The organism is Flagellimonas spongiicola, from assembly GCF_023502425.1.
GTDB classification, from domain to species: domain Bacteria; phylum Bacteroidota; class Bacteroidia; order Flavobacteriales; family Flavobacteriaceae; genus Flagellimonas; species Flagellimonas spongiicola.
Map to the genome: position 1 here is coordinate 533641 of NZ_JAMFMA010000003.1, position 19295 is coordinate 552935.

Annotated in this window: 15 protein-coding genes; 4 read left to right on the plus strand and 11 right to left on the minus strand. The window is 39.6% G+C overall.

Annotation, left to right across the window (positions count from 1 at the left end; translation table 11 throughout):
* Positions 1-29 precede the first annotated feature (29 nt).
* The 6 genes from M3P19_RS14000 to rpsO form a co-directional block, all read right to left on the minus strand.
* Complete coding sequence (locus tag M3P19_RS14000) at positions 30-2243, minus strand: DUF5916 domain-containing protein (RefSeq protein WP_249658316.1); 2214 nt, start codon at positions 2241-2243, stop codon at positions 30-32.
* 209 nt (positions 2244-2452) lie between these two features.
* Positions 2453-3190 (minus strand): LytR/AlgR family response regulator transcription factor, encoded by a 738-nt coding sequence (locus M3P19_RS14005; protein WP_249658317.1) that lies wholly within the window; start codon positions 3188-3190, stop codon positions 2453-2455.
* 24 nt (positions 3191-3214) lie between these two features.
* Positions 3215-4282 (minus strand): sensor histidine kinase, encoded by a 1068-nt coding sequence (locus tag M3P19_RS14010; RefSeq protein WP_249658318.1) that lies wholly within the window; start codon positions 4280-4282, stop codon positions 3215-3217.
* Positions 4283-4633: 351 nt separating this feature from the next.
* Complete coding sequence (locus tag M3P19_RS14015; RefSeq protein WP_094997794.1) at positions 4634-5497, minus strand: sigma-70 family RNA polymerase sigma factor; 864 nt, start codon at positions 5495-5497, stop codon at positions 4634-4636.
* Positions 5498-5665: 168 nt separating this feature from the next.
* A complete protein-coding gene (locus tag M3P19_RS14020) occupies positions 5666-7888 on the minus strand; it encodes a polyribonucleotide nucleotidyltransferase (protein ID WP_249658319.1) in 2223 nt (740 codons plus the stop codon).
* A 199-nt stretch (positions 7889-8087) separates the two neighbouring features.
* Positions 8088-8357, minus strand: coding sequence for a 30S ribosomal protein S15 (gene rpsO, locus M3P19_RS14025; protein WP_249658320.1), 270 nt, complete (start codon positions 8355-8357; stop codon positions 8088-8090).
* 151 nt (positions 8358-8508) lie between these two features.
* Here rpsO and M3P19_RS14030 point away from each other — a divergent pair, with 151 nt between their 5' ends.
* Positions 8509-9393 carry a hypothetical protein gene (locus M3P19_RS14030; protein ID WP_249658321.1) on the plus strand — a complete coding sequence of 295 codons (885 nt, stop codon included), beginning with the start codon at positions 8509-8511 and terminating at the stop codon, positions 9391-9393.
* A 42-nt stretch (positions 9394-9435) separates the two neighbouring features.
* Here the strand turns inward: M3P19_RS14030 and accD are convergent, their stop codons facing one another.
* The 3 genes from accD to tamL are packed head-to-tail and all read right to left on the minus strand — an operon-like array spanning position 9436 to position 14053.
* On the minus strand, positions 9436-10296 hold the full coding sequence (gene accD, locus M3P19_RS14035; protein ID WP_249658322.1) for an acetyl-CoA carboxylase, carboxyltransferase subunit beta: 861 nt from the start codon (positions 10294-10296) through the stop codon (positions 9436-9438).
* 37 nt (positions 10297-10333) lie between these two features.
* Positions 10334-11401, minus strand: a complete 1068-nt coding sequence (gene fbaA / locus M3P19_RS14040; protein WP_249658323.1) for a class II fructose-bisphosphate aldolase — start codon at positions 11399-11401, stop codon at positions 10334-10336.
* 54 nt (positions 11402-11455) lie between these two features.
* On the minus strand, positions 11456-14053 hold the full coding sequence (gene tamL, locus M3P19_RS14045) for a translocation and assembly module lipoprotein TamL (RefSeq protein ID WP_249658472.1): 2598 nt from the start codon (positions 14051-14053) through the stop codon (positions 11456-11458).
* Between the two features lie 24 nt (positions 14054-14077).
* Between tamL and M3P19_RS14050 the strand changes: the two genes are divergently transcribed.
* On the plus strand, positions 14078-14797 hold the full coding sequence (locus tag M3P19_RS14050) for a TrmH family RNA methyltransferase (protein WP_249658324.1): 720 nt from the start codon (positions 14078-14080) through the stop codon (positions 14795-14797).
* Positions 14798-14827: 30 nt separating this feature from the next.
* Here M3P19_RS14050 and porT read toward each other — a convergent pair whose 3' ends face one another.
* Both porT and ubiE read right to left on the minus strand, forming a co-directional pair.
* Entirely contained in the window at positions 14828-15523 is a 696-nt protein-coding gene (porT, locus tag M3P19_RS14055) for a type IX secretion/gliding motility protein PorT/SprT (RefSeq protein WP_249658325.1), read from the minus strand.
* A 4-nt stretch (positions 15524-15527) separates the two neighbouring features.
* The gene (gene ubiE, locus M3P19_RS14060) at positions 15528-16256 is read right to left on the minus strand and encodes a bifunctional demethylmenaquinone methyltransferase/2-methoxy-6-polyprenyl-1,4-benzoquinol methylase UbiE (protein ID WP_249658326.1); all 729 of its coding nucleotides are present in this window, start codon (positions 16254-16256) and stop codon (positions 15528-15530) included.
* A 197-nt stretch (positions 16257-16453) separates the two neighbouring features.
* Between ubiE and trkA the strand changes: the two genes are divergently transcribed.
* Together trkA and M3P19_RS14070 are read left to right on the plus strand one after the other, a co-directional pair.
* A complete protein-coding gene (gene trkA, locus M3P19_RS14065; protein ID WP_249658327.1) occupies positions 16454-17803 on the plus strand; it encodes a Trk system potassium transporter TrkA in 1350 nt (449 codons plus the stop codon).
* The gene (locus M3P19_RS14070; protein ID WP_249658328.1) at positions 17803-19293 is read left to right on the plus strand and encodes a TrkH family potassium uptake protein; all 1491 of its coding nucleotides are present in this window, start codon (positions 17803-17805) and stop codon (positions 19291-19293) included. Before trkA ends, M3P19_RS14070 begins: the two co-directional genes overlap by 1 nt.
* Positions 19294-19295: the final 2 nt, after the last annotated feature.

The window sequence follows — 19295 nt, forward strand, 5'->3', positions numbered from 1 at the left end:
CCGGCATTGTGCTCCTTACCCTGAGATTGCTAAAGCCAATAGGTGACTTTAAGAACAACCGACCTGTTTTTGATGCCCAATCCTTGGGTGTCGTGATTTTCATTGAAGATTAGGAATATATCAGACATTGGACTGTATCTCCATTGGAATCTGGAAAACACACTAAAATTATCCCCTTGGGTGTTGTATTGCAGTACGTTCCTAAGGAACAGCTTATTGGAAAAGCTAATATCCCCATTGAACCGAATCAGGTGTAATTGGTCTTCTCCAAAACCTTCGGCCAATCGAATATCATTATAGTCATATGTGATTCCAAAGCTTCCCCAAGGTCTGAGTCTGTATGAACCTTGCACCATTGCCCCCATTCTAGTTCCGTTGAAAAATTGCCCATAGGCAAGTCGTGTGTTCCATACAAAAGCTTTCCTGACATCGGAATCATAACGTAGTTCAGCCCAAGGGAACGAATAATCACCAACAGGGATTGGCGTATAATCATCACCCAAAAGACCCGTTGGGAACATGAGGTTTACCTTACGATACCTTGATAACAACGTTAATCTGGCCGTATTTCGATAATAAAAATCCCATCCAAAGTTGTTTTGGCTTTCATTAAAAGAACCATCGGGATTCAAGTATAAGTTGTGCCATGTGCGTAGCCCATGTGAGTTTAATTTTTTGGTTTCATCATCAATAAATGTTAGATAACGAACCCAAGGATTGATCAAAGTATATCCAACCCTTGTGGTTTCCTCGGTTATTGCATTGTAGTTTTCCAGTCGCGGATTGACCCCCAACTCGGTAATGTAATTGTCACCAACCACATTAAAAGTCCAACCTGAGCGGAAACGTTTTGAAGTAAATGAACCTACAAATCCATAAAAGTGGGTGTTGTCATAGTTTTCGGGTGTTATGGACGTATGATATAAAAAGGTGGTGTTTAACTTACCACTTTCTGACACATAACTGAATTCCAAACCTGCATTTCTGGAAAATTCCAAATCCTGTGTTGTGCTGGTAGCCTGTCTGTTCATGAAAATACCCTTGATCACAGAGCGTTTCAAAATTTTATGTTGAAATGCTCCAACACTATAATTCTGCGCAGCTAAATCGTCGGTTTGTTGGGTTTGTAAGTTCATTACGCCAATCCTAAGGTTTGGGGTAACATTTCCCGTCAATCGGCCACCAAAATCTATGGGTGTGGGTGTACCATCAATAATCCCGATACGTCTTGAGAAAAATGGTCGAACATCATAGCTTCCAAAACTTGAAAAGATATCACTGTTTTCGAGAAAGAAATTACGCTGTTCCGGGAGAAAGATACTAAAGCGGGTAATGTTAGTTACCTGTTGGTCCACATCTGCATTGGAGAAGTCCGGAAACAAGGTTAAATCCAAATTAAGATTACTTGTCAACGCTATTTTCACTTCCCCACCAATATCACTATTGAAATCGGCTTCAAGTTGCTCGCTGTCTTCAAAATCCCTTAATGTTGATGAAGTTACATACGGATTGAGAATAAAAGCTCCTTTTGCCTTTTCTGGGCTTTTGTCCCAGTTTAGCGTGCCCATGAAATTCATGCTTGCGGTGCTAAAGTTCAATGGGTATAGGGTCCAAGTGGTATACGCATTGTTTTGTTTGTCCCCGCGAATAAAATTAATTCCCCAATTACTTTGGTTTGGATTGTAACGAAGGGTTTTGAAAGGAATCGCCATTTCCACAATCCAATATCCATCATATTGCGCTGTTCTAGAAGCCCATTTATTGTCCCAATTTTCCGAGAAATCTGTTTGTGACCCTCTAATGGTTAAATCGCCTTCTATTTCTGAACCACCTGCGGTAACACCAAAAAGAAAACCACTTTGTTTATTGTTAACAGGATCTAAAACAATTGAAAAGTTGTCACTATCCCAATAATCTTGGCGATTGTCACGCATAAGGGATTGAACGATCCGTTTTCCTTTATCGTAGCACTTGGCCATAACATAAAGGTTTTGATGGTCATATGTGAGCTTGACCTCTGTTTGATTTTCCGCAAAACCGGTATCGGTTGGCCAATGATTGTAAAAAGGACTAAAAGGTTGGTATTCTGTCCATTCATCTTCTCCAATGACAGCGTCCAAGGTGATTTCAGTAGTAGCCCTTTGGATATTATACTTGAAATTGGCCCTGGTATCACCGCCATCGTATTGGGAAAATGTAAGGATAGGTAATAGAAATAGTATAGTCGGCCAAAAGGATTTCATGTGACTGTAGTTTTTTGATGATGTATCAAAGAACTATTGCTTATACCCCAATTTCAAGTGTTGTTTGGCTATGCTGGCTAAATCGAGGTAGATGACACTTAAGGTCGGTTTGGTGCCGAAAACGTACTTTTCACTGTCGTAACTGTGATGGTAAAGGTATTGAGCCCTGATTTAAGGAATGCTTAACGTTATTGTAGTAAAACGCGCTTTTATTTTGCTCGGTCTTGAAGTACTTCCATGGCTTGGGAACGATAATTTCTACCTACCGGCAGTTCTTTACCATTTACCTCCACCATGATGCTGTTGAAAGCAGTTACCTTGTCAGCAGAAACAATAAAAGACCTGTGGATTCGTATAAATTGTTTTTTAGGTAGTTTTTCTGCCAGGTATCCTATGCGTTGTGTGGTGTTGATTTTATTTGTGCCAGAGTGGATGATAACTTTGTCATTCAGACTTTCCAAATAACTGATTTCTGATAAATCCAACTTAACAATTTTTCGTTGTGATTTTATGTACAACAACTCAGGTTCATCCGATAGTGTTGGTTTACTAATCGTTTCTGTTGGAGACGCTAATCTATCAGGGTCTAAATTGCCATTTAGAAATTTGTTAGCTTTCGCTACGGATTTCATGAACCTTCCCAAAGAGATGGGTTTCAATAGGTAATCAATGGCATCCAATTCAAAAGCTTTGATGGCATATTCGCGATAGGCAGTTGTGAAGACCACTAGAGGAATAGGGTTTAGGGATTCTAGCAACTCCATACCGTTGATTTTGGGCATTTTAATATCCAAAAACATCAGGTCTATTTTATGTTTTTGCAAATAGCCAAAAGCTTCTACTGCATTGGCACATACCGCGATTACTTCCAGTTGGTCCATTTGCTTGGCATAACCCTCCAAAACGTCACGCGCCAAAGGTTCGTCATCTACGATTATGCATTTCATTTTTTGGGCCATAACTGTGCGAAATTAAGAACTTATATCGCTAAGGTCAATTTCAAGTTTCACCAAGAAACTATCAGGTTCTTCCAAGATTTTTAGTTCATGTTTGTCGGGAAAGAACAAGTCTAAACGCCTGCGAACATTTTTAAGGCCTATGTTCTTATCACTATCCAAATTTTCCGAGATTTCAGATGGGGCCTTGCTGTTTTCGACCATAAACTGTAATTGTTGCTCATGAAGCTTAAGATCAATAGTGATCCACGAGTCTTCAATTAGACTGTCCGCACCATGTTTGAATGCGTTTTCCACAAATGGCAATAAAAGCAATGGTGGAATTAGACTTTCCTTATTGTCATCCCTTATGTTTGCTGATATTGTGAGATTTTCACCGTAGCGTAAGCGTTCCAATGCCACCAAATTCATGAGTTGTTCCCACTCTTTTTCCACAGTGATCAACTTGTCATTGCATTCATAAAGCATGTAATCCAAGAATTTCGATAAACCCAAAACCGCATCTGGTGTTTTTGCTGATTTATTTAGTGATAGGGAGTAAATGCTATTCAATGTATTGAATAGAAAATGCGGATGTATTTGTGCCTTTAGAAATTTAAGCTCGGTTTCTACTTTTTCCTTTTCCAAAGCTTTGTTTATTTGGTCTTTTTGGAAAATGAAACGTTGTAATTTGATGGCCATTGCCACAAATACCGGAATGTACACTACTAATAACGAATTAAATACTTTTGGTGCGTACCAGACTGGGTCTTTCCAATTGCCTGTTTCATACTTAAACCATCGGTAAAGGTATCGCCAGTTTAAGTAACGATCAATTAACGCCATAGAGATTCCCAAAATCAACAAAAGTATGATGTACTTCGTAAATTTCTTGGAGTACAAGTACTTTGGCATTAAATAATAAAGCGTGATGTAGGTTGGGATAATTTTCCAAGGTAAAAGGAACAAGAGTTGTAAAAATTCATCCCAGTAGTTGTTGTTTTTGTAACTACCCCAGAATACAGTGTAGAAAAGAATATACGCCAACCAAAATAGAATGTGATAATAAACTCGGTATTTGGCGTATTGTTTTTGTTCTATCATGTCCGTAATGCTTTTTCTTTAGAAAAAAAGCCCAAAACATAGTTTTGGATGATGAAAATACGAAATACGGTCTTAGTTAAAGCCTAAGCCCCGTAGACAACCGTTTTTCAAAGTTAAATGCATAAAACAAAGTGAATAAGGGTTGAAGTAATACGGATTTAGACGGGAAATCGGCCTGCTTTTACGGAACTTCCTAAAATGAAAAAACTCCGGTAATCAGCCGGAGTTTATTCATCAATCAAAAAACGAACAGTCATGATAAACTGTTGTAGGTTTACAAATTACAACTTTCCTGCCAAAAAACAAATTTAAGGATAGTTTAACGTGTAATTCGTGTGGGTAATCTTACAATTAACCCAAATATGTCTTCAAAATTTTACTTCTGGAGGTATGTTTCAACCTTCTAATTGCTTTTTCCTTAATCTGACGTACACGCTCTCTGGTCAAATCAAAAGTTTCACCAATTTCTTCTAGCGTCATTGAGTGTTGTCCTGCCAAACCGAAGTAAAGACGGATAACATCAGCTTCTCGAGGTGTCAAAGTCTCTAATGCTCTTTCAATTTCTGTACGCAATGATTCGTGCAATAATTCTTTATCAGGATTGGGTGATTCACCACTTCGCAGAACGTCATACAAATTAGAATCCTCACCATCAATCAAAGGTGCGTCCATAGATACGTGACGACCTGAATTTTTCAAGGATTGCTTTACATCCTCAACGGTCATGTCCAATTCTTTGGCAATTTCCTCTGCAGAAGGTATACGTTCATGTGCTTGCTCCAAAAATGCAAAAGTCTTGTTGATTTTGTTGATGGAACCAATCTTGTTCAATGGTAAACGTACAATACGCGATTGCTCTGCCAATGCCTGAAGAATAGATTGACGAATCCACCAAACGGCGTAGGATATAAATTTAAATCCACGGGTTTCATCAAAACGTTGTGCTGCTTTGATTAGGCCTAAATTTCCTTCATTGATCAAATCAGGAAGGGTCAATCCTTGGTTTTGGTACTGTTTTGCAACCGAAACCACGAACCTGAGGTTGGCTTTAGTTAATTTTTCCAAGGCTATCTGGTCTCCCGCTTTAATTCGCTGTGCCAATTCCACCTCCTCATCGGCAGTGATCAAATCCACTTTACCGATTTCCTGTAAATACTTGTCCAACGATGCGGTTTCCCTATTGGTAACCTGTTTTGTAATCTTTAACTGTCTCATCTAAATTTCCCTTCTTTTTTTATTTTTCGAACCGGAGCTCATTAAGTTATACGTAGGAATTTTGAAAAAGTTACAATTTGGTAAAATTTATTTCGATTTTTTTTAGTAAATAAAAAGCCCCGTATCATAAATACAGGGCTTTTACTGTGGGCTAAAAAAGGGTATTGATTAATCCCTTCTAGGCTTTCTGTCACGATTGTTACCTCTGCGATCTCCGCCTCTTCGATCCCCGCCTCGGTCATTTCTTGGTGGACGCTCCTTGTAACCTTCAGGTTTGGGAAGAAGTGCCTTTCTAGAAACTTTTTCTTTACGGGTCCTTGGATCCAATCCAAAGTACTTTACATCAAAAACATCGCCCATGTTAACTACATCGGATACATTTTCGGTACGTTCCCAAGCTAGTTCGGAAACGTGCAATAGTACTTCATTACCTGGGGCTTCCATGTATTCCACAACAGCTCCAAAGTCAAGCATCTTGATGACTTTAACCTCATAAACGCTACCTACTTCTGGTTTGAACATCACTGCATCTATTTTTGCAATAACTGCATCAATACCGGCTTGATCTGTACCTAAAATCTCTACGATACCTTCTTCAGTATCTGGATCTTCGTTGATAACTATAGTAGTATTGGTTTCTTTCTGAAGTTCTTGGATCACCTTACCGCCAGAACCTATTACGGCTCCAATATATTCACCAGGAATAATTTTGGTAACAATTTTTGGTGCGTAGGATTTCACGTCTGGTTTTGGATCTGCAATAGTATCCGTAAGCTTGCCCAAAATGTGCAATCTACCATCTTTGGCTTGCATTAAGGCTTTTACCAAGATTTCATAAGAAAGTCCTTTTACCTTAATGTCCATTTGACAGGCAGTAATACCGTCTGAGGTACCAGTTACTTTAAAATCCATATCACCTAAGTGATCTTCATCACCCAAGATATCTGAAAGTACTGCGTAATTACCTGAATCTGCATCGGATATCAATCCCATTGCTATACCGGAAACAGGCTTTTTCAATTGTACACCAGCATCCATCAACGCCATTGTACCGGAACAAACGGTAGCCATAGAGGAAGATCCATTGGATTCCAATACTTCAGATACAACTCTTACAGTGTAAGGGCAATCATCCGGAATCATTCCTTTAAGTGCACGTTGTGCCAAATTTCCGTGTCCTACTTCTCTTCGTGAGGTACCACGAATTGGTCTTGCCTCACCAGTTGAGAAAGGAGGGAAGTTATAATGCAAATAGAATGTTTCTTCACCTTCGTAAGATGGCATGTCTATTTGATTTGCTTCTCTGGACGTACCTAGAGTTACAGTTGCCAAGGCTTGGGTTTCCCCTCTTGTAAAGATGGAAGAACCATGAACAGATGGCAAGTAATCGATTTCACACCAGATAGGTCTGATTTCATCGGTTTTACGTCCATCCAATCGTAAACCTTCGTTTAGGGTAAGGTCTCTAACCGCGGCTTTTTCTGCTTTATAGAAGTATTTGGAAACCAATCCTCCGATTTCTTCAAGTTCTTCTTCGCTAAAAGTGGCCTCAACTTCTTCCTTGATAGCTTGAAATGCTTCGCTTCGTTCATGTTTGGCAGAACCTGCTTTAGCAATAGCGTAAACCTTATCATAAGTAAGGTCATGTACTTTCTTTGCTAATTCTTCATCTTCTTGTTCAGGCTCATATTCACGAGTTTCTTTTTTGCCAAAAGCTTCGGCCAATTTAAGTTGTGCCTCGCATTGTACTTTAATGGCTTCGTGCGCAAACTTAATGGCTTCTACCATTTCTTCTTCGGAAATTTCATCCATTTCCCCTTCCACCATCATTACGGAATCAGCAGAAGCACCGATTACCATATCAATATCTGAATCCTTCAATTGCTCACGAGTAGGATTGATGATCAATTCACCATTTATCCTTCCTACACGAACTTCGGAAATTGCGCATTCAAATGGGAAATCTGAAAGCTGGATTGCAGCAGAAGCTGCCAAACCGGCCATGGCATCAGGCATTACGTTTTCATCGTGGGACATCAACTGAATCATTACCTGTGTCTCGGCATGATAGTCTTTTGGGAACAATGGGCGCAAAACCCTATCCACCAAACGCATGGTCAATACTTCACCATCGCTAGGTCTTGCTTCACGTTTGAAGAATCCACCGGGGTAACGTCCGGCAGCAGCAAATTTTTCGCGATAATCTACCGTTAACGGTAAAAAATCGACATCGCTTTGTTTGTAATTTGAAACAACTGTACATAATAACATACACTTGCCAGATTGGACAACAACAGAACCGTGAGCCTGTTTAGCCAATTTTCCGGTTTCGATAGAGATTTCCCTACCGTCACCAAGGTCTATGACCTCTTTAAAAGTTTTTGGAATCATAAAATTAGTCTTACCCAACACTAAGGGAGTGTGGGTCGTTAAACATTTGGTCTACCGCCATCCGGACGGTCGGGTTGTGTTGTGTTGTGTGCTCGATAGCACGGACCAATGAAAAACTATAGGTAGCTTTTTGTGAATACTTACACGCTAAATAATAGCGTATAAAAATAATGGGAGCTTACCTAGGCTCCCACTATTTTTATTTTCTAATACCAAGATCCTTAATTAGGATACGGTACTTTTCAATATCTTTTTTCTTTAGGTAATCCAAAAGACTACGTCTTTTACCTACCAATTTCACCAAAGAACGCTCGGTGTTGTAATCCTTGTGGTTCTTTTTAAGGTGTTGTGTTAAATGGTTGATACGGTGTGTGAACAAAGCGATTTGTCCTTCCGTAGAACCAGTGTTGCTCTCAGAGCCGCCGTGTTTTTTAAAAATCTCGGCTTTTACTTCTTTAGTTAAATACATTCCAATATTTATTTAAATGATTTTTATGTACCCGATCGTCTATCAATCAGCGTGCAAAGATAAACCTTTTTTTGTAATGAAAAATGCATGTTTGAATTAAACCTTTTAAACGCCGAAAGGTCAAAGAAACAAACCATTAAATACAATCATTATGAAAAAGAGTCTCAAACAATTGAACTTGAAAGGAATTATGTCGCTTATGTTGGCAACAGCTTTAACGGTGGTTTCCTGTACAAATGAAGAAACTGCGTCAGATGAATTAACCAATACTGGTGACGAGGTGATTTCCGCCACGGAACTACAATTCAGTGATGAATCAGAAATGATTTCAGAAGAAGTAACTACCATTGCGGAAGATGTTTATGCCACGGATGAAATCTCCATGACTTCCAAGGCTGATTATCAATCTGATCATTTGCCGGATTGCGTTACAATTACAACGGTGGTAACGGATACTACCCGCGAAAAAACCATAGATTTTGGCGAAGGCTGTGAGTTGCCCAACGGCAATTTGCTTTCGGGAATCATCCATTTAAGTTATGCCAAGGATATGGAGTTGGCTTCGAAGACCATTGCGCTCTCTTTGGAGAATTTTACCTTCAATGGGGTTTCAGTAGAGGGTTCTGCTGATATCTTAAGAGTACGTTCCAATGACAATGGCAATCCACAAGGTACTGCCAATGCTACCTTTAAGGCTACATGGCCAGAAGGTGATACCGCTTCTTTTGAAGGAACACGTACCCGCGAATGGATTGAAGGGTATGGCTCTGGATTTTGGGGCGATAATGTATTTCTGATTACTGGTAAACGTACCTATGTTGGGCGAGAAGGAAATGTCTTTATAAAAGAGGTGATAAGTCCTTTGCGGAGAGAAATGTCGTGTAGGTTTATTGTTAGCGGGGTTTTGGAAATATCCAGAAATGACAACACCGCCAGTCTTGATTTTGGGGATGGTAGTTGTGATGCTAAAGGTGTTCTAACCCAACCAGATGGCACTGAAACCGAAATTTTCCTAAGAAGGTTTTGGAAGCGTTAATAAGGTTTGAAAAAATAAAAGCCCCGATAATCGGGGCTTTTATTATGAACGTACCGGTTGATTTGAAATCAAGTCGATATAAAGATTAATTTTCCTTTTCAATTCCTTTCTATGGGAAATGAAATCCAAGAAGCCATGTTCTTTCAAGAATTCCGAAGTTTGAAAACCTTCTGGTAAATCTTTACCCACGGTATCTTTAACTACCCTTGGACCTGCAAACCCGATTAATGCTCCAGGTTCAGCAATATTAATATCACCTAACATTGCATAGGAAGCAGTGGTTCCACCAGTGGTAGGATCCGTACAAAGTGAGATGTATGGTATTTTCGCTTCAGCCAATTGTGCCAATTTCGCAGAAGTTTTAGCCAATTGCATCAAAGAAAGTGCAGCTTCCATCATACGGGCACCACCCGATTTTGAAATCATCAAAAATGGAACTTTTTTCTTTTTTGCAACATCAATGGCCCGAGCTATTTTCTCCCCAACAACACTACCCATAGATCCACCGATAAAGCTGAAATCCATACAGGCTATCACCAATTCTTTCCCCATGGATTTGCCAATGGCGGTACGAACCGCATCTTTCAATCCTGTCTTTTGCTGGGCAGCTTTTAAACGCTCTGAATATTTTTTGGTATCCACGAATTTCAAGGGGTCTTTGGCTGAAAGTTTTTCATCCAATTCCTTGAATTCATTATTGTCAAAAAGAATTTCAAAATATTCTTTACTTCCTATCCGAACATGATAATCATCTTCCGGACTCACGTAAAAATTCTTAGCTAAATCTTCAGACTCTACTATTTTACCTGTTGGTGATTTGTACCACAGGCCTTTGGGAGTGTCTTTTTTTTCCTCCGTAGCGGTTTGAATCCCTTTTTCCTTTCTCTTAAACCAAGACGACATGCAATCAATATTAAATTAAACGGCTATTAGTGGTAAGCTACAACGTGTTGATGTTGTTCAAATCTTCAAATGCTTTTTTCAATCGCTCTACAAAGGACTTTTCACCTTCACGCAACCATACCCTTGGGTCATAGAACTTTTTGTTTGGTTGGTCGTCACCATCTGGATTGCCAATTTGCGATTGAAGGTAACCAGACTTATCCTGAACGTAATCACGAACTCCCGAAAGGAATGCGTATTGAAGGTCGGTATCGATGTTCATTTTAATTACGCCATAACCAATGGACTCCCTGATTTCCTCCACAGAGGAACCAGAACCACCGTGGAATACAAAATCTATATGGTTGTGCTCAACACCATACTTTTCTGAAACGAATTCTTGTGAATTTTTAAGGATTTTTGGTGTTAAAGTGACGTTTCCAGGTTTGTAAACACCATGTACATTACCAAATGCTGCTGCAACCGTGAATTTAGGACTCACTTTTGAAAGTTCTTCATAGGCGTAGGCCACTTCTTCCGGTTGGGTGTATAATTTTGAACTGTCCACATCGGTATTGTCAACACCATCTTCTTCTCCTCCGGTAACACCTAGTTCAATTTCCAATGTCATATCCATCTTGCTCATGCGTTCTAGATACTTCTTGCAGATTTCGATGTTCTCTTCAATGGGCTCTTCAGATAAATCAATCATGTGTGAGCTAAACAACGATTTTCCTGTAGCAGCGTAATGTTCTTCACTTGCCTCCAACATACCGTCTATCCAAGGCAATAGTTTTTTAGCGCAGTGGTCTGTGTGAAGAATTACTGTGGCACCATAGGCCTCAGCCATTTCATGAACATGCTTGGCACCGGCAACAGCACCTAAAACAGCTGCTCTTTGATTTTCATTGGGCAATCCTTTTCCAGCATTGAATTGTGCGCCTCCATTGGAAAATTGAATAATAACCGGAGAATTCAGTGCCGCAGCGGTTTCCAAAACGGAATTGATTGTATTGGAACCGATTACGTTAACTGCTGGTAGGGCGTAACCATTTTCTTTTGCGTGGTTGAATATAGCCTGGACTTCATCACCAGTAGCGACACCGGGCTTGATATTGTGGGACATAATTTTAGTTAGTTATGGGTTGAATCAAGGAACAAAAGTAATAAAATATTTAGTCTAGAAAGGATAATTGATTCCGATATTGAATACTGCATTTCTGAGGTTGTAATCACTGAACCAGCGTCTTGAAGCTTCTTCGGCCGGATTGTAAGTTTTGAGGCCCATATCGAGTCGGAAAACAAAATAGGTGAAATCGTATCTCAGACCCAATCCAGTTCCGAGGGCAATATCCGCTAACGAACCTAAATCACTGAAAACCGCATCAGGATTTTCTTCATTGTCAAAAACGTTCCATATGTTTCCGGCATCGGCAAACAAAGCACCTTTAACATCACCTGCAATTGGAAAACGATACTCCAAGTTAAGGGCGATTTTAAGATTGGCCTCATTAAAATCGTTAAGGTTGTTAGTGCTACCTGGACCAAGTTCGTACGCATTCCATGCGCGATTGTCGTTGGAACCGCCTGCAAAATAACTTCGTACAAATGGGATGCTTTCTGAATTCCCGTAAGGAACGGCCATCCCAAGAAAACTCCTGAATGCCAAAACCTCGCTACTAGAGAGCTCCCAATGCCTAATAAAGTCAAATTCAGTTTTTACATATTGTGAAAAGGGGACACTGAAAACCAATAACTGATCATCATCGTTTTTGTTGTACGGTACGATACCGTCCAATATTGAGAGCAGATTTCCCGCGCTTTCCAATTTTATCCGTAGTTGATAGAAATTATTATCGTTAATATCTGTCCTACTGTCTTTGGTGAAGGTGTAGTTACTGGCGAAAATCAGATTGTTTTCAGTCAAACGTTGCTGACGTTCATCTATGCTTTGAACTGAAGCCACGGTCTCAGAATCTGCAGATGATCCGGGAGCCAAAATGGCGTCAATAAAAGAATTGGCCCCTTCGGGAATTAATAAATTCAATTCATCGTTGTCGTCCAGCATGGGATCCACGTTTTCATCATAAAAGTCTTCGAATCCTGGTTCACTTTCAAAATCATCTGCTATCCCATCCAAAGTACTGTAGGTATTTTGGTAGACATTGAAAAAATTGTCAGTGTTAACATTACGAACAAACTCGACATTGAGTAATTCTATATTGTTTTTTAACGAAGTAGACGGACTCCAGTTATATGATAAAATCGTATTAAAGGATTGCCTGTCCAAACCTAAATTTTGCTGAAAATTGGTACCAATAAGGAATCTACTCTGCGGCAACATATAATAGGGTATGATTTTCTCCGTATTAAAGGGAAACCATATTCGTGGAAATGTAATGTTGATATCGCCTCCCAGTTCAGATGTAAAGGTTTCGTTGGAAAGAGATGGATTGGTCAGAAGTCCGACAGAGCCTCTAGCAGAAATATTAAGTGTTTCCGCTCCGCCAAAAACATTACGTGTAATTACTGTAGCTCCAAAAACGGTTCCAACTTGTTGAATGTTCGAATGAGTGACATCAAAATCCAAATTCAGGGAAAATTTGGGTCTAGGAGCCAGGTAGATATTGGATGTCAGTTGTGTTCTCGTACTATCTGGAATAAATTCAATGTTAGGGTACTTAAAGGTATTTAGGTTTGTAATTTGTCGATAGGTTCGAATTCTGTCCAAATCACGATAAATACTATCCTTCAAAAAGAAAATTGCATCGGCTAAGGCCTTTGGCCTATATTTTAACTCGTTGTTATAGAAGATGGTATAGTTGTCATAATCTATGGATTTTAAGGAATCCCCGGTTGCGGTTATTTGATAATCAGCGTAAATATTGATTTTTTTGAATCGATGGATTCGGTAATCATTAGTATTGGTACTATCATTTACGCTACGCGGATTCTGAATGTTCAATTGCACATCCATTAGTTGATCATCTGCGGCAATAGTTGTATCTCTCAGAATGTCATAGTTAATAGAGCTTTCTTGAAAATTGTAAACCCCGGAATTACGAAACAATGCTGTTAGTCGTTCACGTTCATTGTTGAAATTGGCAAGATCAAATTGCTCTCCTTGTTTTACAAATGAAGCTTCTACAGTGGTATTGTAAATGGAATCAAGGTCCTTGGAAGCAATGTTCGTAGTGATCGTATCGATATGGAAAGGCTTCTCCAGATTGATGTTATACTCAATTTCTGCCCGTTTTTTGCGCTTGCTGTTAACAATTGTATACGCGCCTGAATTGTTGAAATAACCTTTGCTATTGTAATAGGCTTCCAATCTTTCGATGGATTTTTGCGTAAGTGCTGTGTCAATTATGGCTGGTGGTTCTCCTATCCTTTTGAAAAAATCACTTGCACCTTTGACCACAAATGACTCCCTCAAACGATCCACTTGTTTTTTGGACAGAAAATTGTTCAAACGTTGTTCTCTTTTCTCTTTCCGATGAAGCCAATCCGTAAATGAAGAATCTGGATTTTCCTTGGCAAGATTGTATAAATTAAGACGTAGTGGATAACCGAGAACCGTGCTATTCGGTTTTTGGGCAATTAAACCTCGTATATCTTCGTTGGAAATCTTTTCGTCATCAGCGTATATGGAGTTTTTTATAAGGAGTAGTTCGTCGTCTTCTACCTTTTTTAGGGTATTGCAACCCACCATGGTCAGCATAAGCAACAATAATCCTATTTTTGCCCAATAACGCAATAGACCATAAGAACCCCTCATAGACGCCAAAAATACACGATTTAGATGGTTACCAAAAACCAAATTAAACTAGTTGTTAGCTTACATCAAAAAAAGTACCGAAGTCAACATGGACTCTTTGTGGCAGAAGGGAAAAAAACAGTAAATGAGCTGGTAGACGCCGGATTAAAGGTGTTTAAGCTGTTTGTGACTGCAGAATCCAAAAAATTGCCAACCGTCGATTTGGAAATCGTAACAGAACAGGAAATGAAACAGCTGAGCACACAATCCACTCCAAGTGGTATCCTTGGTGTGTTTCATATTCCTATGGCCCCTGATATTATATTTAAGGATTGGATTCTCGCCTTGGATGCCGTTCGTGATCCTGGAAATCTTGGCACAATCATCAGACTATGTGATTGGTTTGGCATTGATCAATTAATATGCTCCTCGGACACGGTGGATTGTTATAATCCAAAAGTACTTCAAGCCACTATGGGCTCAATTAGTCGCGTACATATCAAGTACGTGGACTTGATTGAATTCTTGGGAAGAAGTGAACTTCCAGTTTATGGGGCTTATATGGATGGCAGGAAAGTTTATGATGCCGATTTGCCGGAAGGTGGAATTTTGGTGATGGGAAATGAAGCTAATGGAATTTCCGATGCTGTGGCAAGATTGATTAAGAACAAAATTGCAATTCCACAATTTGGTTCGCAATCAACGGAAAGTCTTAATGTGGCCACTGCCACTGCAATTTTATTGAATGAAATTAGACGGGATTAGTCTAAAGTAAGTAACATTTCAAGTGGAATATTACTCAAAAGTGAAGTTGATGAAAAATCCACGGGTACGCATTCCTTCAATATTCCCGGTCCAGGGACTGTTTGGGTCGTTGTCCGGTACTAATTCATCCGAAAGTGCAAATACACCCCGTATTGAAGGTGAAAACTTAAAGTATTCGGTGTAAATGTCTATACCGAAACCAAGTTCATAACCATATACATTTTTCTTCATCCGGAATTCACCGCTACTATTGTCGTCCAAACTATCTTCTTTGCTACCTAAGTTCATAGAGGCGTAAACACCTCCGGTAATAAAAGGTTTCCAGTTGCCAAACCGTCTTGCACTGGCTTTCATCAACAACGGAAATCGGATGTAGGTAGAGCGAACCTCCCGAATTGCATCGGCTTCGTTCGTAAATCCAGGAAATCCAAGAATTCTTTGACTGTAAAGTAATCCAGGTTCAAATCTAGCATCTAAAAATTCATTGATACGTAGTTCTCCAATCAATCCAACATTGAAACCATAGCTTTTATCCACCAATATGTCCTGACCAACATTATTCTTGTATTCAAATTGGAAATCGTACTGATTTAAACCGAGGTAATACCCCCAATTGAGTAGCTTTAAATCCTCTGTTTGAAGATTAAGCACAGGGTCTTTTTTGAATTGGGACAAAGCGCCTTGGCATACCAATAACAGGCCAAGTAACGATAAGAGGTTTTTCATCAATTTATTTTGTAGCGACATATATAGATGCCACCCCAAATGTCTGGGGCATGTTCTCTATACCTATAAACCCAATTTTGCCCAAAATATTGTTGAATGCTTGACCGTGTGGAAACTTGGATGCGGATTCGCTAAGGTAGGCGTAAGCGGAACGATCTTTAGAAAAGATTTTACCAATGGTCGGCAGTAGGTATCTACAATAAAGATGGTAACCTTGTTTGTATGGCGTTTTAGTTGGAACCGAAGTTTCCAAAATCACCAAACCACCGCCAGGTTTTAGCACACGATGGATTTCTTGCAAGCCTTTTTCCAGATTTTCAAAGTTACGAACACCAAATGCTACAGTAGCCGCATCAAAGGAGTTATCTTCAAATTCAAGATTTTCACTATCGCCAACCACCATGTCAATGGTTTGGTCCAGTTTTCGGTCTTTGATTTTGTCACGACCCACTTCCAACATACCAGGTGAAATATCCAAACCAACAATTCGTTCAGCGCCTGTTGTGGTCAATGCAATTGCCAAATCACCAGTTCCAGTGGCAATATCCAGTATGGATTTTGGCTTTTTGTCTTTTAGGATTTGCACCACCCTTTTACGCCATTTTACATCAATCCCAAATGAAATTACGCGATTAAGTCCGTCATAATCCTTGGAAATAGTATCGAACATCTGGGTTACTTGCTCTTTTTTTCCGAGTTCCGAATCTTTGTAAGGCGTAACTTTTTTGGACATGGTTTGAATTTGCCCGCAAATATACAACTTAGCCCTATGGAAGTCGTACAAAAATATTTATGTAATTTTGCCTCGCAACTAAGGAATTCTTTTCCGTAACATGTTACCTATGCGTTTTTTGGGCCAAGCGGTCTTTTCTTTTTTTACCATTTGTATCGCACAGATTGAATTTATTTAAGAACATCTTATTTTAATCGATGAAGATCATTATTGCCGGAGCTGGTGAAGTAGGTTTTCATTTGGCAAAACTATTGTCATATGAAGCACAGGATATTACTTTGATTGATACGGATAAGGAAAGCCTTACTTATGCGGATAACCATTTGGATATTCGTGTATTACGGGGAGATGCAACTTCCATTGAAGTCCTAAAGGATGCTAAAGTGGATAGTTCGGAACTTGTTATTGGGGTAACCGCCTCTGAAACTACGAATCTAACACTTTGTATGTTGGCCAAGCAACTGGGATGCAAACGTACCATTGCTCGGATTTCCAATACAGAATTCATGGACAATCGGGAACTTATCAAATTTGATGAGTTGGGAATCGATGAATTGATATCCCCAGAGGAATTGGCCGCAACAGAAATTCAATTGTTGCTCAATCAATCTGCATTTAACGATACCTATGAATTTGAGGACGGTCTCTTGACCATGATCGGTGTATTCCTACCAAAATCTGCACCATTTGTGGGTAAAATGGTAAAAGAGGCTGCCAAAATATTTCCAGAATTGCATTTTATGCCCATTGCTTTACAACGTATGGGCACGCAATTCACATTGATCCCTAGGGGTGATACCATCTTCAAAGAAGGAGATCAAGTGTATTTTATTACGACCAGTGAAGGTGTAGAGGAGCTCTACAAATTGACAGGGATGCAAAAGAAGGAAATCAAAAATGTGATGATATTGGGCGGAAGTAAGGTAGGGTTTAAGACTGCTCGTGACCTCTGTACCAAAAAATTCAATGTGAAATTGATTGAAAAGGACAAGGAGAAGGCTTTCGATATTGCAGATGATTTACCCCATGCTTTAGTTATTAATGGAGACGGTAGAAATGTAGAGTTGTTGGATGAAGAGAGTTTAGATTCCATGGATGCGTTTATCGCGGTTACCGGAAATTCGGAAACCAATATCATGTCTTGTTTGGTAGCGAAATCAAAAAAAATCAAGAAAACTATCGCTATGGTGGAGAATATGGATTATTTCCAATTGTCTCAATCCATTGGTGTAGATACTTTGATCAATAAAAAACTATTGGCTGCCAATAATATTTTTAGATATATCCGTAGGGGAGAAGTATTGGCATTAACCCGACTCAATAATTTAAATGCTGAAATCCTTGAATTTGAAGTGAAGGCCACCTCCTTAGTGAATGGTGAGATAATCAGGGAATTGAATTTTCCTCGTGAAGCAAGTATTGGAGGAGTGATTCGGGACGGTAAAGGAATCATTGCTCTTGGGGATTTCAAAATTTTGGAAGGCGACCGTGTAGTGGTTTGCTGTTTGCCAAAGGCTATCCCGCGAATTGAAAAGCTATTCCTCTAATGGGCTTGAATGCACGAATAATTGTTCATATCATGGGACTATTGCTTTTATGCAATGGCTCCTTTATGTTGGTGGCGGCTTTTATCAGTGGGCTTTATAAAGACGGTGTCACTTTGGATATCACATTGGCGGCAATTGTAACCATGCTGTTTGGGGTAATGGCCATGTTTTATACCAGAGGCCATAAAAAGGAAGTAAAGCGCAAAGAAGGATACATTGTGGTCACCTTTGGATGGATTATTATGTCCATTTCTGGAACTTTACCCTATTTGTTTTCAGGTGCAATACCAAGTATAACTGATGCGTTTTTTGAGACCATTTCAGGATATACCACAACTGGCGCGTCCATTCTAAACGATATTGAAGCCCTTCCCAAAGGAATTTTGTTCTGGCGTAGTCTTACCCATTGGATCGGTGGTATGGGTATCATAGTTTTGGCCATTGCAATTCTACCATTATTGGGTATTGGGGGAATGCAGCTCTTTGCGGCTGAAGCTCCTGGCCCTGCAGGTGATAAATTGCATCCTAGGATTACTGACACGGCCAAACGCCTATGGTTGATTTATTTTGGGTATACAGTAGCGGAAACGGTGTTATTGAAGTTGGCAGGGATGTCTTTGTTCGATGCTATGAATCACTCTTTGGCAACCTTGTCCACAGGTGGTTTCTCTACGAAAAATGCCAGTTTGGCCTATTGGAATCATCAACCCATAATCCAATATATTACCATTGTATTCATGTTTTTGGCAGGGAGCAATTTTGTATTGAGTTATTTTGCTTTTACAGGAAAAGTGCAACGTATCATCAAAGATGAAGAGTTTAAATATTACACTTCGTTCATCATCTTGTTTACTATTGCTGCTTTTTTGGTAGTTAACTTCAAGGTTGATGTTCCTGTTTCCGATTTTCATCCCATGGTATGGGGTGCGGCCGAAAGCGCTTTTAGACATGCGTTGTTTCAAGTTGTGGCAATTGTGACCACAACGGGATTTGTAACAGCAGATTTCACGAGTTGGACCCCTTTTTTAACTGTATTTTTCTTTGGCCTTATGTTTTTGGGTGGATCCGCTGGTTCTACGGCAGGTGGTATCAAAGTGATGCGACATTTGCTTATCATCAAGAATGGAATTTTGGAATTTAAACGCACCTTGCATACCAATGCTGTAATACCTGTGCGATACAATGAAAAAACAGTAACTGAGCATATAGTTTACAATATCATCGCCTTTTTTGTGCTGTACATGTTGCTGTTCATTATAGGATCTTTGGTACTCGGTTTTCTTGGACTTGATTTTGTTTCAGCAATTGGAGGCTCGGCCTCATCCTTGGGAAATGTGGGACCTGCTTTGGGAGAATTGAATCCTGTAAGTAATTATGCCAGTTTACCCAATGCTGGTAAGTGGTGGTGTGGATTTCTAATGTTACTTGGGCGATTGGAATTATTTACAGTTCTTATTGTATTGACTCCATATTTCTGGAAAAAAACGTAGCT